Source organism: Pilosibacter rotomagensis (genome assembly GCF_045062245.2).
GTDB lineage: Bacteria > Bacillota > Clostridia > Lachnospirales > Lachnospiraceae > Pilosibacter.
Genome location: NZ_CM170323.1, coordinates 859,340 through 876,975, shown reverse-complemented (window position 1 = coordinate 876,975; position 17,636 = coordinate 859,340). Strand labels below are relative to the sequence as shown.

Here is a 17,636-nt window from a genome sequence, read left to right as displayed (position 1 = left end):
GCAAAAGAAAAGACCAGGAACATCTCTGCCCCTGGTCCTTCAAAAAATCCTTTATCGTTTATCCTGGATCCATATCAGTCATTCTCAAATACCGGCTCAGTCGGCTCACCGTAATCTTCCGTGGAGCTTGCTGCCTCGTCATTGATATGCGTCAGAATCCCGCTGGAATTCACTTTATATTTGTTTCCATCGCGGTCCTTTACCGTCGTATTCTTGGAGATACGTCCGGAGCTGTTTACCACATACGTCTGATAACTGCCGTTTCCATTCGGAATGCTGATCAGCGCATAGCGGCTGGAGCTGTCTGCCTGCTGAAGTTTTCCCATATAATAAAGGTATCCGTTCTTCACGCCGTTTGTTCCGCGGCCTGCATAGGTCCCTTCATTGAAATAAAACGTGGTCTTATTTCCATCGCCTTCCTCGACGGTCATTTTTCCTTTTACTGAGGTTCTGGATGACTTATCAAAGTAGTAGGACGTATATTCGCTGGTCGATCCGATCCGTACCTTCTTTAATCCTTTGACCGGATTTCCTTTCTGATCGAAGAGATACGTCTTTCCATTGATGCGGACAAAATCGCTCGTGGACGCTTTTCCGTCTTCCGGTCCGGTCTTTGGCTCACCGTTTTTATCAAAATAATACCATACCACCGGCTCATCCACATTGTCCTGAAGCTGTTCCGGCGGGTTTAAGGAAAGCCAGCCTGAGATCGCCGCGCCGACTGTAGCGTTCTGGATCCCGCTCTCCGCGAAATATCTCCAATCCGCAATCGAACTCTTACTTGAATTTTCCGGATCACCTTCTAAATACACCCAGCCGGTGCGCATCCGTCCGTCTGCGTCAAAGCAATAGTATTTTCCATCGATCTTTGTTACCTTATACTCTCCGCCGTCATCGCTGGTCGACGGGCTCTGCTTCTTTCCGCTTGCGGAAAAATAGAACCAGTACTTTCCATCATCGCTTTCCGTTCCGTAAAGGCTGCTGTCCTCATCCTTCGGCTCCAGATATCTCCATCCTGTCACCATCGCTCCGCTGGAGCTTAAATAGTAATCCCCATCTTCGGTCCAGCCGGTCTGCATGATTCCGTCAGCGTCAAAGTAATAACTTTTTCCATCGATCTTCTTCCAGGTGTCCTTTGTGACTTTTCCGCTGGAACCGAAGTAGAACCAGTAGGTCTGACTGTCTCTGCTGTACGGGGACGCGATCTGCATCCACTTATTCGCCACCATGATTCCGTTAGCATCCACATAGTAATCGTTGTCGGCCCAGCTGTTGACCGCCATTTCACCGCTGTTGTTTAAATATCTCCAGAGATTGTCCGCGCCCTTTTTCCACTCATTCGTCACGCGGTTTCCGTTCTTATCAAGATACGTCCATATATTATTGGAAAGCGCCCAGCCTTCCGCTGCGTAGGCGTTCATCGTCAGACATCCGAAAGTCAGGACCGCCGCTGCTGCCAGTATTCTTAACCCTTTTTTCTTCACTCGCTCCGTCTCCTTCCTGTACCCCAAAAGGCGTATAACTATCGCCAACATCCATTCCGGATCAGCTCCGCCGATGGGATTTCTGCCTTCCGGCCGTATTTTTCATTTCGCAATACATCTGATTTTATTTTACCAGTAACTCCCTGATTATTCAACAGAAAATACCTGTCAATTCTCTTAAGTCCCCACCACAGTTCTGCCGCATTCCCGCCACAGAAAGACACATTTTCCGTTCATGTTCCCCATATTTCCGCCAACATCCCGCATTCCATCCCCACTCCTATTTGACAGTATCCCCCGAATCTATTATACTGGTATATCATAGGCATTTTATGCCCCTGATCCGTTTTTACGCAAAAAAAGTCTAAAGAAAGAGATGGAATACAATTATGTGGATAGCAGATGGATGGAAGGACTATGAAGTCATCGACTGTTCCGGCGGTGAAAAGCTGGAACGTTGGGGAAAATATATTCTGGTCCGTCCGGATCCCCAGGTTATCTGGGATACCGATAAAAAGGCACCACAGTGGAGAAAGATGAACGGCCACTACCACAGAAGCTCAAAAGGCGGCGGCGAGTGGGAATTCTTCAGTCTCCCGGAGCAGTGGAGCATCAACTACAAAGGCCTGACCTTCCAGTTAAAGCCCTTCAGCTTTAAGCACACCGGTCTTTTCCCGGAACAGGCGGCAAACTGGGACTGGTTTGGCGAAAAGATCAAAAACGCGGGACGCCCGGTCAAGGTCTTAAACCTCTTCGCCTACACCGGCGGAGCAACTCTGGCAGCCGCGAAAGCCGGAGCTTCCGTGACCCATGTTGACGCCTCAAAGGGCATGGTCGCCTGGGCAAAGGAGAACGCGAAGTCCAGCGGCCTTGAGGACGCGCCGATCCGCTGGATCGTGGATGATTGCGTAAAATTCGTAGAGCGTGAGATCCGCCGTGGAAACCACTACGACGCGATCATCATGGATCCGCCTTCCTATGGAAGAGGCCCGAAGGGCGAGATCTGGAAGATCGAGGACGCAATCTACCCGTTAGTAAAGCTGTGTGCAAAGCTCCTCTCCGACAAGCCGTTATTCTACCTGATCAACTCCTACACAACCGGACTAGCTCCGGCCGTTCTGACTTATATGCTCGGAACAGCCGTTGTTCCGCAGTTCGGCGGAACTGTAAGCTCCGAGGAGATCGGACTTCCGGTTACAAGTTCCAAACTTGTACTCCCGTGCGGCGCTTCCGGACGCTGGGAAGCGTAATTAATTGAAAGGACCGGTAAACATATGAAGATCATCATTGTCGGCTGCGGAAAAGTCGGCGTGAGCCTTGCGGAGCGCTTAAGCGCCGAGGGCCACGATCTCGTTATGGTCGATATGAATCCGCAGAAAGTGGAACATCTTTCCAACCAGTTTGACGCCCTGGGAATCGTTGGAAACGGCGCCAGCTTCAATATCCAGCAGGAGGCCGGAGTTGAAAGCGCGGACCTCTTTATCGCTGTCACCGGCGAGGACGAATTAAACCTCCTCTGCTGCCTGATGGCGAAGAAGACCGGACACTGTGACACCATCGCCCGCGTAAGAAACCCGCTCTATAATAAGGAGATCCGCTTCATTCAGGAAAAGCTCGGACTCTCCATGATCATCAACCCGGAGCTGACGGCGGCCAGAGAGATCTTAAAGCTCTTAAAATTCCCGTCCGCCATCAAGATCGACACCTTCGCAAAGGGACGTGTCGAGCTTCTCCGTTTCCGCTTAAAACCTGAGATCGGGTTCGGCGGAAAAACTATCATGGATATCATGAGACAGTTAAAATGCGATGTCCTGATCTGTGCCGTTGAGCGCGGATCCGAGGTCGTGATCCCGAACGGAAGCTTTGTCCTTCAGGATACGGATATCCTCTCTATCGTGGGATCTCTTGAAAATACGGCTCAGTTTTTTGAAAAGATCGGTCTCCGCTCAAAATCCGTAAAAAATTCCCTGATCATCGGCGGCGGCACCATCGCCCACTATCTGGCCCAGGACCTCTTAAAGATCGGGTTCCGTGTCCGGATCATCGAGCAGCGAAAAGAGCGCTGTGATTACTTAAGCGAAGTGATTCCCGGCGCTGACATCATAAACGGGGACGGAAGTGATCGGGATCTTCTTCTGGAAGAAGGCCTGACCTACGCTGATTCCCTTGTGGCCCTCACCGGACTTGACGAGGAGAATATCTTCCTCGCCCTCTACGGAAAGCTCCACTCCAACGCAAAGCTCATCGCAAAGGTCAATAAGATCGCCTTCGATGACGTGATCGACAGCTTCGGTATCGACAGCATCATCTACCCGAAGTACCTGACGGCAGATTATATCCTACAGTACGTCCGTGCCCGCCAGAACACCATCGGCTGCAACGTGGAAACACTGTATAAGATCCTGGACGGCCGTGCCGAAGCACTGGAGTTCTCCATCAAAGAGGATTCCGCTGTCACGAATGTGCCGCTTATGGACTTAAACTTAAAGGACAACCTTCTGATCTGCTGCATCAACCGAAACGGTCAGATCCTCACCCCCCGCGGTCAGAATATAATCAAGGTCGGGGATACCGTGATTCTCGTGACCACAAACCGCGGTCTCGGTGATATCCGGGATATCTTAAAATCATAAAGGAGCGATTCCATGAATTATTCGATGATCTTTTATATTATCGGCTGGATTCTGGACGTGGAGGCGGCGCTTCTTGTGCCATCCCTGGCAGTCTCCCTGATCTACCATGAAAGCTGCGCACTGGCATTCTTCATCACGATCGTCCTCTGCCTGATTCCGGGTGTGATCCTTGTCCGCAAGCAGCCGAAAAACAAGGTATTCTACGCAAGGGAAGGTTCCGTGACGGTTGCCTTAAGCTGGATCGTCATGAGTATCATGGGTTCCATCCCGTTCCTCTTAAGCGGATCCATCACAAATCCGGTGGATGCCCTGTTTGAGACTGTGTCCGGATTTACGACGACCGGTGCCAGTATTCTTCCCGCCGTGGAACCGCTTCAGCACGGCATCCTGTTCTGGAGGAGCTTTACACACTGGATCGGTGGTATGGGAGTTCTCGTGTTCCTTCTCTGCCTGCTTCCGCTTACCGGAAACGGCTATCATATGAACCTCATGAAGGCAGAAAGCCCGGGACCCTCTGTCACAAAGCTGGTCCCGAAGGTGCAGTCCACCGCAAAGATCCTCTATGGGCTCTATCTCTTCCTGACGGTTCTAGAGGTTATTCTCCTGCTTGTGGGACAGATGCCGGTGTTTGATTCCCTGTGTACCGCTTTCGGTACCGCGGGAACCGGAGGTTTCGGTATCAAGAACGACAGCTTCGGAAGCTATTCCACCTACCTTCAGGGCGTAGTTACCGTGTTTATGATCCTCTTTGGCATCAACTTTAACGTGTACTTCCTCTTCTATATGAAAAAGCCGAAGGAAGCGCTGCGCTGCGAGGAGGCGCGATGGTACCTCGGGATCATTGCCGCGTCGATCCTCGTCATCACGTTTTTTGTCCGGGATTTCTTCGACAGCCTGTTCCTCGCGTTCCACCATGTCGCGTTTCAGGTTGCTTCCATCATCACGACCACCGGCTTCGCCACCGTGGACTTTAACTCCTGGCCGACAATCCCGAAAACAATCCTGGTGCTCTTAATGTTTATCGGTGCCTGCGCGGGAAGTACCGGCGGCGGCATTAAGGTGTCCCGTATCGTGCTGTTATTCCGCTCCCTGACAAAGGAGCTCTCCCAGAGTCTCCATCCGAATCAGGTCCGCAAGATCCATTTTGAGGGACGCGCGGTGGAGCATGTGGTTCTCCGCTCCGTAAATGTCTTCATTGCGGCATACATCCTGATCTTCGCGATCTCCGTGCTGCTCATCGGCATCGACAACTACGATCTTGTGACAAACTTTACCGCCGTCGCGGCGACCTTAAACAACATCGGACCGGGATTGGAACTTGTAGGCCCGGCCCAGAACTTCGGGCTCTTCTCCAACTTCTCCAAGCTGGTTCTGACCTTTGATATGCTTGCCGGACGTCTGGAGCTCTTCCCGCTGCTGCTGCTTTTCTATCGGGGTACCTGGAAGAGATTCTAATTAAGCACACATTCCCAATAATAGATGTAATTTTGACAATTTGACTGATCCGTGTTGAAAAATCTGATTGCCGGAAATAAAAAGTGGATATCCCAGAGTCACATCATGGACTCTGGATATCCACTTTTCTTTTTGTTTTTCTGTCTTTTTTCCACCGAACAGCGGGCAGACAGATGACACTCAATCGTCCATATTGTATCACCCAAGTGCCACGTCAAGCATCATCATCAGGGCAAACCCGACCGCAAACCCGATGGTCCCGATATTCGAGTGTTCTCCCTCCGCGGTCTCCGGGATCAGCTCCTCCACGACCACGTACATCATCGCTCCTGCAGCGAAGGCGAGAAGATACGGCAGGACCGGAGCGAGGACCCTGTATAGCAGCACGGTCAAAAGCGCCGCGACAGGCTCTACAACGCCGGAAAGCGTTCCATACAAGAATGCCCGGTTGCTGCTCATTCCCTCACCCTTAAGCGGCAGGGAAATGATCGCGCCCTCCGGGAAGTTCTGGATCGCGATCCCGACGGCCAGGGCAAACGCACCGGCTAAGGTGATCCCGCTGTTTGCCGTAAGAAGTCCCGCGAACATGACACCGACCGCCATTCCTTCCGGAATATTATGAAGGGTCACCGCAAGGACAAGCATCGTATTTTTTTTTAACGTGCAGGACGGACCTTCCGGTTCATCGCACCCGATGTGAAGATGAGGCACATGCCCGTCAAGGAACAGCAGGAACAGAATGCCGCAGAAGAATCCGGTCACCGCAGGCAGAAACGCCAGACGTCCCAGATCCGCGGAAAGATTCATGGAAGGGATCAGAAGTGACCACACGGATGCCGCCACCATGACACCGGACGCAAAGCCCAGAAGACCTTTTTCCACATTCTGACGGATTCCCTTCTTCATAAAATATACACACGCAGCTCCAAGTGTCGTCCCCGCAAACGGGATCATGATCCCAAGAATAATATTTCCGATATTTTCCATCGTTTTTGTCTCCTTTGATCCGCGAAGGCCGTCCGGACCCCGGCGCGGCTCTCGCAATCTTCCTTCTATAAGCTATGCGGTTTCCAACTGAAAAGATCCAGGCCACGAAGCGACGTCCGCCTCTGACCTGGATCTTTTATAGAGTTTCTATGGAATAATGAAGTAATACTGCCAAAATTAAGCTGCTACAGAGCGGCGGGATGCCTTCTTCTGGTTCTTATAAGGATCCGGACGGAACAGCATATAGAGGAATCCGAGAAGAACAATAACGGCTGCTGCTGTGCCGATTCCGAAGGAACCGCCTTCCATAAGAAGACCGAACTGGTAGAACATCAGTGCTACACAGTAAGCGAACACGTTCTGGAAGATGATTGCAAACCAGAACCACTTTCTGGACTGCATCTGCTGGGCCATTGTGGAAATAGCCGCCAGACACGGGGAGTTTAACAGGTTGAATACAAGGAAGGAGAAGGCTGCTGCCATTGTCGGGAACCAGTCTCTGATCGCGGCTGCGACAACGTCTGTCTCCTCGGAGAGATCCTCGCTGACATTTGCAAGGACACCCATTGTGGAAACGATACCCTCTTTTGCGGAGAATCCGGAGATCGCCGCTGCAACACACTGCCATTTGCCCCATCCGAGCGGAGTGAAGATCCATGCAAGTGCACTTCCGAGGATTGCCATCAGGCAGTTCTCTGTATCTTCTACCATGCCAAAGGAACCATTCTCAAAGCCGAATGTGGAGAGGATCCACATGATCACGCATGCAAGGAACAGGATCGTTCCGGCTTTCTTAATGAAGCCCCACAGACGCTCCCAGGTGTGCATGAGAACGGTCTTGGCAGACGGGATGTGGTATGCCGGTAACTCCATAACGAACGGAGCTGCCTCGCCGGAGAACGGTTTTGTCTTCTTTAACATGATCGCTGCTACAAGAACGCAGACGATACCTAACGCATACATTAAGAATGCTGTATTTCCCGCATCGGAGTAATCTCCGGAGGTCCAGCCGACCATGATGCCGCCTAAAAGAGCGATAACCGGAAGCTTCGCACCGCACGGAATAAATGTGGCTGTCATAATGGTAAGACGTCTGTCGTTATCGTTTTCAATGGTCTTGGAGGCCATGATACCCGGGATACCGCAGCCGGATGCGATAAGGAGCGGAATGAAGCTCTTACCGGAAAGTCCGAAGTGACGGAACACACGGTCCATGACGAATGCGATACGTACCATGTATCCGCAGTCCTCAAGGATGGAAAGCATTAAGAATAAGAGTGCCATCTGCGGCAGGAATCCGAATACAGCGAAGAGTCCGCCGAGGATACCGTCTACAACAAGGCTCTGGATGAAGTCGCTTGCACCTGCCGCTGCGAGTGCTGCGCCTGCCCATTCCTGAATGCCGCCGCCGAATGTATCATTTGCCCAGTCTGTACCCATGGTACCAAGTGTACTTACGCAGATGTAGTAAACGAACCACATTACTGCCGCGAAGATCGGGATACCTAAGATACGGTTTGTAACGATCTTATCGATCTTATCGGAGGTGGAGAGCTTCTTGCCGGATTTCTTAACGGCCTTATCGATCACGCTTCCGATGTATGTATAACGCTCGTCTGTGATGATGCTCTCTGTATCGTCATCAGTCTCTTTCTCAAGACGGGTAACCTCCGTGTTGACCGCTGCCATAGCGGATGCCGGAAGATGTAACTGCTCGATGACCTTGCTGTCCTTCTCAAGAAGCTTGATCGCGAACCATCTCTTCTGGTCTGCGTCCACAGCGTCACCGACAGCCTCCTCAACCTTCTCAATCGCGTTTTCTACGCTTCCGGAGAAGATGCCGGCCGGGTTCTTCCACTCGTTCTTCTTCGCTGCCTCGATCGCTTTCTCGACAACTTCCTTAAGGCCTGTGCCCTTTAACGCGGAAGTCTCAACAACTTCACAGCCGAAGATCTCGGAAAGCTTCTTCACATCGATCTTATCCCCGCTCTTTGCAAGCAGATCAGCCATGTTTAACGCGATTACAACCGGAATACCGATCTCGAGGATCTGAGTCGTCAAATATAAGTTTCTCTCAATGTTTGTTGCGTCTACCAGATTGATGATCGCCTGCGGTTTCTCGTGAACGAGATAATCACGGCTTACAACTTCCTCCAGTGTGTACGGAGAAAGGGAGTAAACACCCGGAAGGTCTGTGATGATGATCTCTTCACCGCTCTTTGAAGATTTTAATTTACCTTCTTTTTTCTCTACTGTTACACCCGGCCAGTTTCCGACGTACTGGTTCGCGCCTGTGAGGGCATTGAACATGGTCGTCTTACCACAGTTCGGGTTGCCGGCTAATGCGATTTTAATAGCCATTTTTCATCCTCCTATTTTCCTGCACTTGTGTTGTCACTGTCCACACTCCGCGGGGACAGCAACCGTGTTTTGCCAATGTTTTGCATACACATCAGGTAAAACATTTATCCCGTCATCAGACTGTAACGACTTCGACACTTTCCGCATCGTCTCTTCTCAAAGACAGTTCATATCCACGGACCGTGATCTCGACCGGATCACCGAGCGGCGCTACTTTACGAACGTAGATCTCGCTGTTTTTGGTAATGCCCATGTCCATGATTCTGCGGCGGAATGCGCCCTCTCCGTTGATCTTTACAACTTTAACCGTTGTATGTACCGGAACTTCACGTAATGTCATGTCTTCTCCTTTCTATCCTTGTGAACCACTCCTGCGGTCCGGATCCATTCCCCCTGCCTTTTGTGAAATTTTTCCAAAAGTTTCCGATTAGTTGTTGCTAATTAGTGCATGCTAACCTATGGGGAAAAAGCAAAGTGGGAAAACTCCCACTTGAACTTTCATCATCCATAACTGCCCATTCTTCCCAGTCTGCACTTCCCTGCGGGATAATGCAAACTGCTGAACAGTTACCATCTTTTTTCACAGCTACTGCACCATAACGTGCTTTGCCATCTCCTTGTTGATCGCAACTCTGGAATCCTTGATGTTTACGATCAGATTTCCGTTGAGTTCAGAGATCACTGTCACTGCTGCGCCATCCACGAAGCCAAGATTCGCGAGGAATCTCTTTGTATCCTCCGCTCCGCCGACACGCTGGATCATGCCGGTCTCACCGGCACGTAAAAATGTCATTGGCATCATGTTTCCTCCTCTTTACACTCCCATCCGCTCAGGCTTTATGAGCTTTCGGAGCTGTATCGTAATGGACACTGCCGCATCCGCTGCAACCGGAACAGGAACCGCAGCAGCCCCCACAGGAACCGCTCTTCTTCTGTTTCCGGATACTCTTTATCACACCGATCACGGCCATGGCAACCAGCAACAAAACAATTACATCTGTAAGCATTTCCATCACCTCTCACCAAACCATTTGTGGGAACAGTTGTATTGATAACGAATATCAATTTCAAGTGAATTATATGACTTCATATCCCGCTTGTCAACTGGTATTTAATAATTTTTTAAGATTTTACAGGATGGTTTTACTTGCTTTCCGACGACTTTCCATTTAAAATGATAATATATCTGCGCTAATATTTCTGTCTTGTCTGAATTTATTTCTATAATTTCAAAATTCATCAACAATATAGATATATAGGTCCAGATGATTTTATTTTTCGACCTTTTGTGACTCTTTCAGAAGCCAGTACCTTTCCGGTATTTCACCGTTCCCGTTCTGACAGATTCCGAAAACGCCACAGCAATATTATTATCAGGAGGTTTCTAACATGAATAACATAAGAAAGCTTACAGATTCTCTCTTCTGGGTCGGCGTCAACGACCGCCGCATCGCTCTCTTTGAAAATGTTTATCCGGTTCCTACAGGAATGTCCTATAACTCTTACGTTCTTCTTGACGAGAAGACAGCGCTCTTCGATACCGTGGACGCGTCCTTCACCCATGATTTTCTCGAAAATGTGACCGCTGCCTTAAAGGGCCGCACTCTGGACTATCTCATCGTAAACCACATGGAGCCGGATCACTGCGCATCCATCGCCGATGTGATCGCCGCTTACCCGGAGGCAAAGATCGTATGCACCGCAAAGGCTGTGGGAATGATGAAACAGTTTTTTGATTTTGATGTGGACAGCCGCGCGATTCCGGTAAAAGAGGGCGATACCCTCTCTCTTGGCTCCCACGAACTCACCTTCGTGATGGCCCCGATGGTACACTGGCCGGAGGTCATGGTTACCTATGAAAAGACAGAAAAGATCCTGTTCTCCGCTGATGCCTTCGGTTCCTTCGGCGCTGTCGACGGAAATATCTTTGCTGATGAGATCGACTATAAGGGTGCCTGGCTCTCTGAGGCGAGACGTTATTATACAAATATCGTTGGAAAATTCGGCATGTCCGTACAGGGTCTCTTAAAGAAGGCTGCCGGGCTCGAGATCCGGATGATCTGCCCGCTCCACAGCGTGATCTGGAGAGAAGATCTCCCATGGCTCATCGATAAATACCTCAAATGGAGCTCCTATACGCCGGAAGAAAAATCTGTAACGATCGCCTACGGCTCTGTTTACGGCCATACGGAAAAGGCTGCCGATATCCTTGCCGGAAAGCTTGCCGACCGCGGCATCCGCCATATTTCCGTCTTTGACGTCTCCAAGACCCATCCGTCCTACATCATTGCAGACGCGTTCCGTACCTCCGCGATGGTCTTTGCATCTATCACCTATAATGGCGGTATCTTCTGCAATATGGATACGCTTCTCCACCAGCTTGCAGCCCACGGTCTTACAAACCGTACCGCGGCCCTGATCCAGAACGGAACCTGGGCGGCAACCACCTCAAAGCAGATGGGTGAAATCCTCGGTACAATGAAAAATATCCATGTGCTCGAGGCAGATGTAACCATTAAATCAGCCCTGAAAAATGATCAGGAAGCTGAGCTTGACGCACTTGCAGACGCAATTGCCGCATCATTACAGTAAATGGAGGAAATGCCAATGAAATATGCCATCGTTTATTCCAGTAAAACCGGAAATACTGCAGCACTCGCAGATCGTCTCCATGATATCCTTCCGCATGAGCACTGTGTTTATTTCGGTGATACGTCCCATTACTCCCCAGAGCTTGGCGCGGACCTTATCTTCGCCGGCTTCTGGACCGATAAAGGAAGCTGTGATGACAGGACACGGATCTTCTTAAAAAACCTTCAGAATACAAAGATCGCTCTTTTCGGCACAGCCGGATATGCCGCTCCTGATTACATCCACTCGATCTTAAAGCAGGCAGAGGCAAATATTCCCGTAAACAACACTGTTCTTACAGGCTTCGTCTGCCAGGGGAAAATGCAGCCGGCAGTCGCCGATAAATTTGCCGCAATGCTCGAAAAGGACCCGGAGGACGCAAAGGCAAAGCTTCTTCGCGACACATACAATGAAGGCCTCTCCCATCCGAACGAAGAGGACTTCGCAAACTTTAAGAAATGGGCAGAAGGCTTTATCCACTAATTGATCGTCATATAAAACACACTGTATGGATCCAGCATGGCAGTCAAATGCCGGACGATCAGTCTTCCCGATCGTCCGGCATTTTTTCATGCTCAAACTTTGATCCAATCAGTCTTTCACTCTCGGCAGCATTCTTCCACCGTATCCGATTGCAAAGATCTCACCATTCTCATTTTCGAAGAATCTCACGTAGCCATCCTTATCCGGGTTGCGCACAATCCCTAAAAATTCCTGCACCGGCACAAATCGAAGAAGCGTCTCTCCCTCTTTGACTGCCAGATTTCCATCTTTTTCAAAGATCGTGATATTGTTATCTTCATCTGAACGGAAGGTGCCGCATATCGCCTTTCTCTTTTCCGCATCCCACTCCGTCTCCTGATAAACAAATCGGTCCTCGATCGGATTTCTTCCATGATACATCCGCATTGCTGCATCCGCGATCGTGCTAACCGGCACGCCCGACGTGTTGCACAGTACCATAACGCCCACTCCGGCATCATACGACCAGGATAAATTTGACGAAACTCCCGGCAGGCTTCCGCCATGCTCCATAACCGTCAGGTCATCCAGCTTCTTCTGCGAAAGGCCAAAGCAATAATGGCTCTCCGGGCGATAGTCGATTCTTGGGCGGCACATCGTCCGGACACCCTCCTGGGAGAGGATCCTTGTTCCATCGATTCCTTTTCCGTAATTCAGATACATGCAGATGTATTTTTTCATGTCTGCAAGCGTAGATTTAAGGGAACCGGCTCCGCCAAGAGAAAATGCATTGTCATGGTAATCTCTGCCGGAAGTCATGACACCTTTTTGCATTTTGTAGAGAATTGCCGCATTCGCATCTGCTGCCGGTCTTACATACTCTCCGCTGCTCCGCTCCATGTGAAGAGGCTCAAGAATATGTTTTTTCACATATTCCGCAAAGCTGTTCTCTCCGCCGACACGACGTACGATCTCCGACAAAAGTCCAAAGCCATCATTGCAATAGCTCATGTAGTTTCCCGGATCTCCGATCAGACCGCCGTTTTCCTTTGTCTGGGCATCCAGCAGCTCAGCGACTGCCTTTGTTCCTTCCAATGCGATCTTCTCACAGAACGCAAAATCCCCTGTCTCATTCTCATCCAGTCCTGCCTTCTGCGCAATCTCATTGATGATTGTGCGGTGCATCGGATAAAAGCCCGCTGTGTGACATAAAAAGTGCCATACCTTTACCGGTTTCTGATTACGGTTTGTAAATTCCGGAATATATTTGCTCACCGGATCATCCAGATCTACTTTTCCGGCTTCGACTAACTGCATGATCGATAAAGCCACAAAGGATTTCGTGACGGACGCTAATCCGAAGATCGTATCCTCATCGATCGGCAATTTTCTCTCCTGATCCCGGTATCCAAAAAACTTTTCATACTGTGTATTTCCATTTCGGTCAACGATCGCAACCGCGATTCCCACTGCGTTGGAACGTTCCTGTATCCTGGATACAAGTTCCTCAAAAAGAAATCTTGACGCATTTGTGATTTTGTTCATGGGTACTCTCCTTTACTCTGCGCGCACCTGATGATCCGCTTCTCACACAGGTGCGCCGTCTTCATATTGATTATATCGATTCTGATCGATTTATTCAAATATTCTTTTTGAGTTTCCTATACAGATCACTGTATTTCTTAATTATGAGTAACTATTCAGTACCTTCATAGTTACGTGCAAAAATCCATTCCAGATCAGCTTCGCTGATGGGATTTTTGCCTTCCAGCCTATGTTTTCTTACGGTCAGCGCAGCAAGTGCGCAGACCTACTGAACAGTTACAATTATGATTTCTTCTCTTTATAAAAATCCGGGATCTGCTGTTCATGGAATCTACGGATCTCCGCCTGGAACTCATCGCTTGACAAAATATCATATCCTGTCATCGCAAGACCCTTCGCACCTTTCAGGCAGATTTCCTGAGCTTCTTCACTTTTTGCAGCATCCGCATACTCTTTCGTATGAGCCTGAATCGTTTTATCATCAGTGATCGACAGATAATCATGGATCGCCGGAATTTTTATAGAAACATTGCCGATATCCGATGATCCGTACTGTGCCTTCGGATCCGGCCACTTCATCTCAATTCCCAATATCTCCATGTTATCTTTAAATGCCTGACACATCGGCCGGTTCGGATAACGCTCCGCTGATATCTCACCCCAGCTGATATCCGCTTTTGCTCCGGTCAACTGTTCCGCGTTTCTGACACAGAGTTTTATTACATCGATCAGCCCTTCGATTCTCTTCATGGTATCCGCGCGGATACAGAATTCACAATCTGCTGATGCCGGAATCACATTGGCCGCACTTCCGCCATTCGAGATGATTCCATTGATGTTATCCTGCGGGTCAAAAGTCGGTCTCATCAGGTCGATCTGCTGGAAAACATGAATGACAGCGCTCAGGGCATTGATTCCATTTTTCGGTACGGAAGAATGCGCACCTTTTCCGGTAAAGTGTACTTTTACGGAGCAGGCGGCCCGGCCTCCGCGTCCTACAAGATTTGAACCACCTGATGACGGATGCATCATCAGGGCAAAGTCAACATCATCAAACGCCCCATTTTTCAGAAGCTTTACCTTTCCGGCACCGCCTTCTTCCGCAGGTGTTCCTATGATACATACTTTTCCCGGGAGATCTTCCATCACGGAAGCGAGTCCCAGAAAAGCCCCCGTTGAACACGTTGCGATTAAATTATGGCCGCATCCGTGTCCAACTCCTTTCAATGCATCATACTCTGCCAGAAAGGCTACGGTCGGACCCGGTTTTGATCCTTCTTTTTCAGCCCGGAACGACGTTTCCAGACCTCCGTATCCCTGTTCCACACGGTATCCGTGCTTTTTCAATACATCACTGATATAGCTAAGCGCATGAAATTCCTCAAATCCCAATTCAGGATCATCGTGGATCTTTCTGGATAATTCTTCAAGTTCTTCCCTGTCCCGGTCAATTTCGCTCAGGATTTTGCTCTTTCTATCTTCCATATCTGCTCACCTTCTATCTTCTTTAAAGTCTGATCGTTCCTACGCCGTCTTTAATTTCCATCTCAGTTCCGTAAGGTTTTGAAAGCTCTGCCAGGTATGACAGTACGTTCTCATCACCGGTCAACACCGGAACTCCTTTTTGCGGCCTTTTTTCTGTCATTCCAAGAGAAATCGGATACAGTTTGATTTCTGTCAAATGTCCATCTTCCATGGTCCAGCCTGCCATCACGGATAGCCAGATCTCCGGAAGCACTCCGTATCCGGCCGTGCCGTTTTTACTGCGGGCATCCATATAGGCACCCACCTTGGCATCCAGCGGCATTTTTTTATTTATGTATGCATCATAAGGCTGCTTTTCCACAGTTTCTGTCTCAAAAAGGAAATTTCCCAGACTGTAGAAGATAGGCGCTCCGTGATAGATCTCAATTCCACGAAGTTCATGCGGTCCGTGTCCGATTACCGCATCAGCTCCCGCATCCACACATCTTCTTGAAAATGTCTCAAGGAACATGGATGGAACCGTTGTGTCCTCCCCATCTGTCTCATGACCATGAAAGCTTACAAGAACGATATCTGCCTGTTTTTTTGCCTCAATGATCTCCTTCTCGACACGTTCCATATCAGCCGGGAATGGAACGCTCTCGATCCAGTCTTTTTCATCCAGAACAAATTTGTATGTTCCAAAGGGCAGTGTTCCGGAAGCCGGCGGATTCTGATATCCGTTTTTTACAGACCGCTCCATCGTTGCGTTGATCTTTGTAAGCGCCGCCAGTTCTTCTGCTTTCTTATAATTCTCTTTTGTGACATGGTAAATCGTTTCATAACGAAGAGGATTTAATCCCGGTCTTCCGATCAATTCCGCGCTCTGTCCACCAGCCATTCCTGACTCATGGAAGCTTGAAGAGACCGCAATCATTGCGACACGTCCGTTTTTCGTCTCCAGGTAGCATGGTTTTGATGCCTCGGAAAGATTTTTTCCTGTTCCGGCAAAGATCATGTCTCTCTCTTCAAGATTTCGGATAGTCGCAAGAACGCCTCCATGACTGTAGTCGCAGGAATGATTATTTGCCGTATTAAACAGATTAAAACCAAACGATCTCATATCATCAAGGGTTCTTGGATCTGCCATTGCCCAGGTTCCTCCGGAAAATGCCGCCGGATATCCTTCCTCATTATGGAATGTCATCTCCAGATTCGAAAATTTCACATCATACTGATTGATCACGTCTCTGACCTGCTCAAATCCCTCATAACCGCCTTCCGGAAATCTTCTTGTGATAAACGCATCTCCTGTAGCGATCAGTGTCATTTTCTTCATCATCTATTTTCCCTCCACAACAGAATTTGTCTCCCCGTCGATTCCTGCTGCCATCATCAATACCATAAATGCCTGCTGAACTGCCTTATATGAGTCGGTGATCGGAAACTTTTCATGAACACTATGATTCATTATATTCTTTCTATTTTCATCCGGTGCAAACGCGCGTCCAAGACAGATCGATGGAATTCCTTTCGAAACCGCTACGTTCGCATTTGTGCAGCCGCCTTTATGGAATACCGGTTCAATATCCAGAGACTTCAAACCAAGCCACGCGGATTCTACCAGTGGTGTATGGGAATCCTGAGTTCCGCCCGGAACCTGACTGATCAGGTTTTTATCCCAGGTGATCTCATCTTTTCCCCATTTTTCTGTTTCTTCCCGGCATGCTTCTTCGATCGCATCAAAGATTTTTGTGCGAAGCTTTGCAAGCTCCTCCGGTGAATTTGATCTGAAATTAAATTTGATGGTTGCCTGCGATGCGATCGCATGCACTCCGGCCGCAGTTCCAGCGTGGAAATTTGAGACACAGAAGCTTGTCTTCGGATCTGATGGAACTGTAAAATCAGCGATCTTCGCAACTGCTCTGGCTGCTGCATGGATCGGCTGTGCCATCTCGCCAAACGATCCAAACGCATGACCGCCGATACCATAAAAGTTGACCTCGTAGGTTTCTCCGCTTGTCGCCTCGAAGATCAGTGCGCTCATGTCATTGTTATCAATTGTGAGTGAAATATCAATGTCGTCATTATCATTCAGGAAATCTTTCATTCCGCCGAGACCGCCCATACCTTCCTCGCGGGTAGTTGCCACAAATACAATGTCTCCGAATGTCTTGATCTCGTTCTGATTCAATGCTCTTAAAAGTCCCAACAGCATTGCCAGTGCTCTTGTATCATCACCGATTCCCGGTGCGTAGAGGAATCCGTCTCTCTCCTCTACACCATGTACCGTTCCAAATGGAAAGACTGTATCCAGATGACCCTCGATCAATACCTTCGGTCCTTTGCCGCTTCCTCTTCGAAGGCCAACAACATTTCCACCGCGGTCAATGTGAACATTTTCAAGGCCAAGAGCTTTAAATTTTTCCATCATGACCGCAGCTCGTTTTTCTTCCTCTCTCGTCGGAGCCTCTATGAGAACCAGTTCTTTCTGTTCTTCAATCGTATTTCTCTCGTCATCCTGTATAAATTTCATAGCTTCCTTTACACACGGAATACTCATTGTATATTCAAACTGTTTTTTTACCCGCTCTGATACCTGATACATGCTTCA

Annotated in this window: 15 protein-coding genes; 5 read left to right on the top strand and 10 right to left on the bottom strand. The window is 49.1% G+C overall.

Going from position 1 to position 17,636, the window contains the following annotated elements:
* Window positions 1–74: 74 nt before the first annotated feature.
* Complete coding sequence (locus ACI3EW_RS03995) at window positions 75–1,484, bottom strand: cell wall-binding protein (RefSeq protein ID WP_405579547.1); 1,410 nt, start codon at window positions 1,482–1,484, stop codon at window positions 75–77.
* A gap of 389 nt (window positions 1,485–1,873) precedes the next feature.
* On the opposite strand from ACI3EW_RS03995, the gene ACI3EW_RS03990 reads away from it, so the two are divergent.
* The 3 genes from ACI3EW_RS03990 to ACI3EW_RS03980 are packed head-to-tail and all read left to right on the top strand — an operon-like array spanning window position 1,874 to window position 5,572.
* On the top strand, window positions 1,874–2,734 hold the full coding sequence (locus tag ACI3EW_RS03990) for a class I SAM-dependent methyltransferase (RefSeq protein ID WP_015552713.1): 861 nt from the start codon (window positions 1,874–1,876) through the stop codon (window positions 2,732–2,734).
* Window positions 2,735–2,758: 24 nt separating this feature from the next.
* Complete coding sequence (gene trkA / locus ACI3EW_RS03985) at window positions 2,759–4,117, top strand: Trk system potassium transporter TrkA (protein ID WP_021905211.1); 1,359 nt, start codon at window positions 2,759–2,761, stop codon at window positions 4,115–4,117.
* A 12-nt stretch (window positions 4,118–4,129) separates the two neighbouring features.
* Window positions 4,130–5,572 carry a TrkH family potassium uptake protein gene (locus ACI3EW_RS03980; protein ID WP_405579543.1) on the top strand — a complete coding sequence of 481 codons (1,443 nt, stop codon included), beginning with the start codon at window positions 4,130–4,132 and terminating at the stop codon, window positions 5,570–5,572.
* A gap of 198 nt (window positions 5,573–5,770) precedes the next feature.
* On the opposite strand, the gene ACI3EW_RS03975 is transcribed toward ACI3EW_RS03980, so the two are convergent.
* From ACI3EW_RS03975 to ACI3EW_RS03955, 5 genes are all read right to left on the bottom strand, one after another.
* Entirely contained in the window at window positions 5,771–6,559 is a 789-nt protein-coding gene (locus tag ACI3EW_RS03975; RefSeq protein WP_485663297.1) for a ZIP family metal transporter, read from the bottom strand.
* A gap of 177 nt (window positions 6,560–6,736) precedes the next feature.
* Window positions 6,737–8,920 (bottom strand): ferrous iron transport protein B, encoded by a 2,184-nt coding sequence (gene feoB, locus ACI3EW_RS03970; protein ID WP_485663296.1) that lies wholly within the window; start codon window positions 8,918–8,920, stop codon window positions 6,737–6,739.
* A 115-nt stretch (window positions 8,921–9,035) separates the two neighbouring features.
* Window positions 9,036–9,260 (bottom strand): FeoA family protein, encoded by a 225-nt coding sequence (locus ACI3EW_RS03965; RefSeq protein WP_015552719.1) that lies wholly within the window; start codon window positions 9,258–9,260, stop codon window positions 9,036–9,038.
* Between the two features lie 246 nt (window positions 9,261–9,506).
* Window positions 9,507–9,722, bottom strand: coding sequence for a FeoA family protein (locus tag ACI3EW_RS03960; RefSeq protein ID WP_117470097.1), 216 nt, complete (start codon window positions 9,720–9,722; stop codon window positions 9,507–9,509).
* Between the two features lie 28 nt (window positions 9,723–9,750).
* Window positions 9,751–9,927, bottom strand: a complete 177-nt coding sequence (locus ACI3EW_RS03955) for a FeoB-associated Cys-rich membrane protein (RefSeq protein WP_015552721.1) — start codon at window positions 9,925–9,927, stop codon at window positions 9,751–9,753.
* Window positions 9,928–10,309: 382 nt separating this feature from the next.
* Between ACI3EW_RS03955 and ACI3EW_RS03950 the strand changes: the two genes are divergently transcribed.
* On the top strand, window positions 10,310–11,512 hold the full coding sequence (locus ACI3EW_RS03950) for an FprA family A-type flavoprotein (protein WP_405582058.1): 1,203 nt from the start codon (window positions 10,310–10,312) through the stop codon (window positions 11,510–11,512).
* Window positions 11,513–11,527: 15 nt separating this feature from the next.
* Window positions 11,528–12,034: a flavodoxin family protein BilS gene (bilS, locus tag ACI3EW_RS03945; protein ID WP_182426591.1), complete on the top strand. Its 507-nt coding sequence runs from the start codon at window positions 11,528–11,530 to the stop codon at window positions 12,032–12,034.
* Between the two features lie 108 nt (window positions 12,035–12,142).
* Here bilS and ACI3EW_RS03940 read toward each other — a convergent pair whose 3' ends face one another.
* From ACI3EW_RS03940 to ACI3EW_RS03925, 4 genes are all read right to left on the bottom strand, one after another.
* A complete protein-coding gene (locus ACI3EW_RS03940) occupies window positions 12,143–13,558 on the bottom strand; it encodes a serine hydrolase domain-containing protein (protein WP_405582055.1) in 1,416 nt (471 codons plus the stop codon).
* Window positions 13,559–13,840: 282 nt separating this feature from the next.
* Window positions 13,841–15,043: a M20 family metallopeptidase gene (locus tag ACI3EW_RS03935; RefSeq protein WP_329752329.1), complete on the bottom strand. Its 1,203-nt coding sequence runs from the start codon at window positions 15,041–15,043 to the stop codon at window positions 13,841–13,843.
* Between the two features lie 22 nt (window positions 15,044–15,065).
* Entirely contained in the window at window positions 15,066–16,364 is a 1,299-nt protein-coding gene (locus ACI3EW_RS03930; protein ID WP_405582051.1) for a CapA family protein, read from the bottom strand.
* Window positions 16,365–17,630: a M20/M25/M40 family metallo-hydrolase gene (locus tag ACI3EW_RS03925; protein ID WP_405582048.1), complete on the bottom strand. Its 1,266-nt coding sequence runs from the start codon at window positions 17,628–17,630 to the stop codon at window positions 16,365–16,367.
* Window positions 17,631–17,636: the final 6 nt, after the last annotated feature.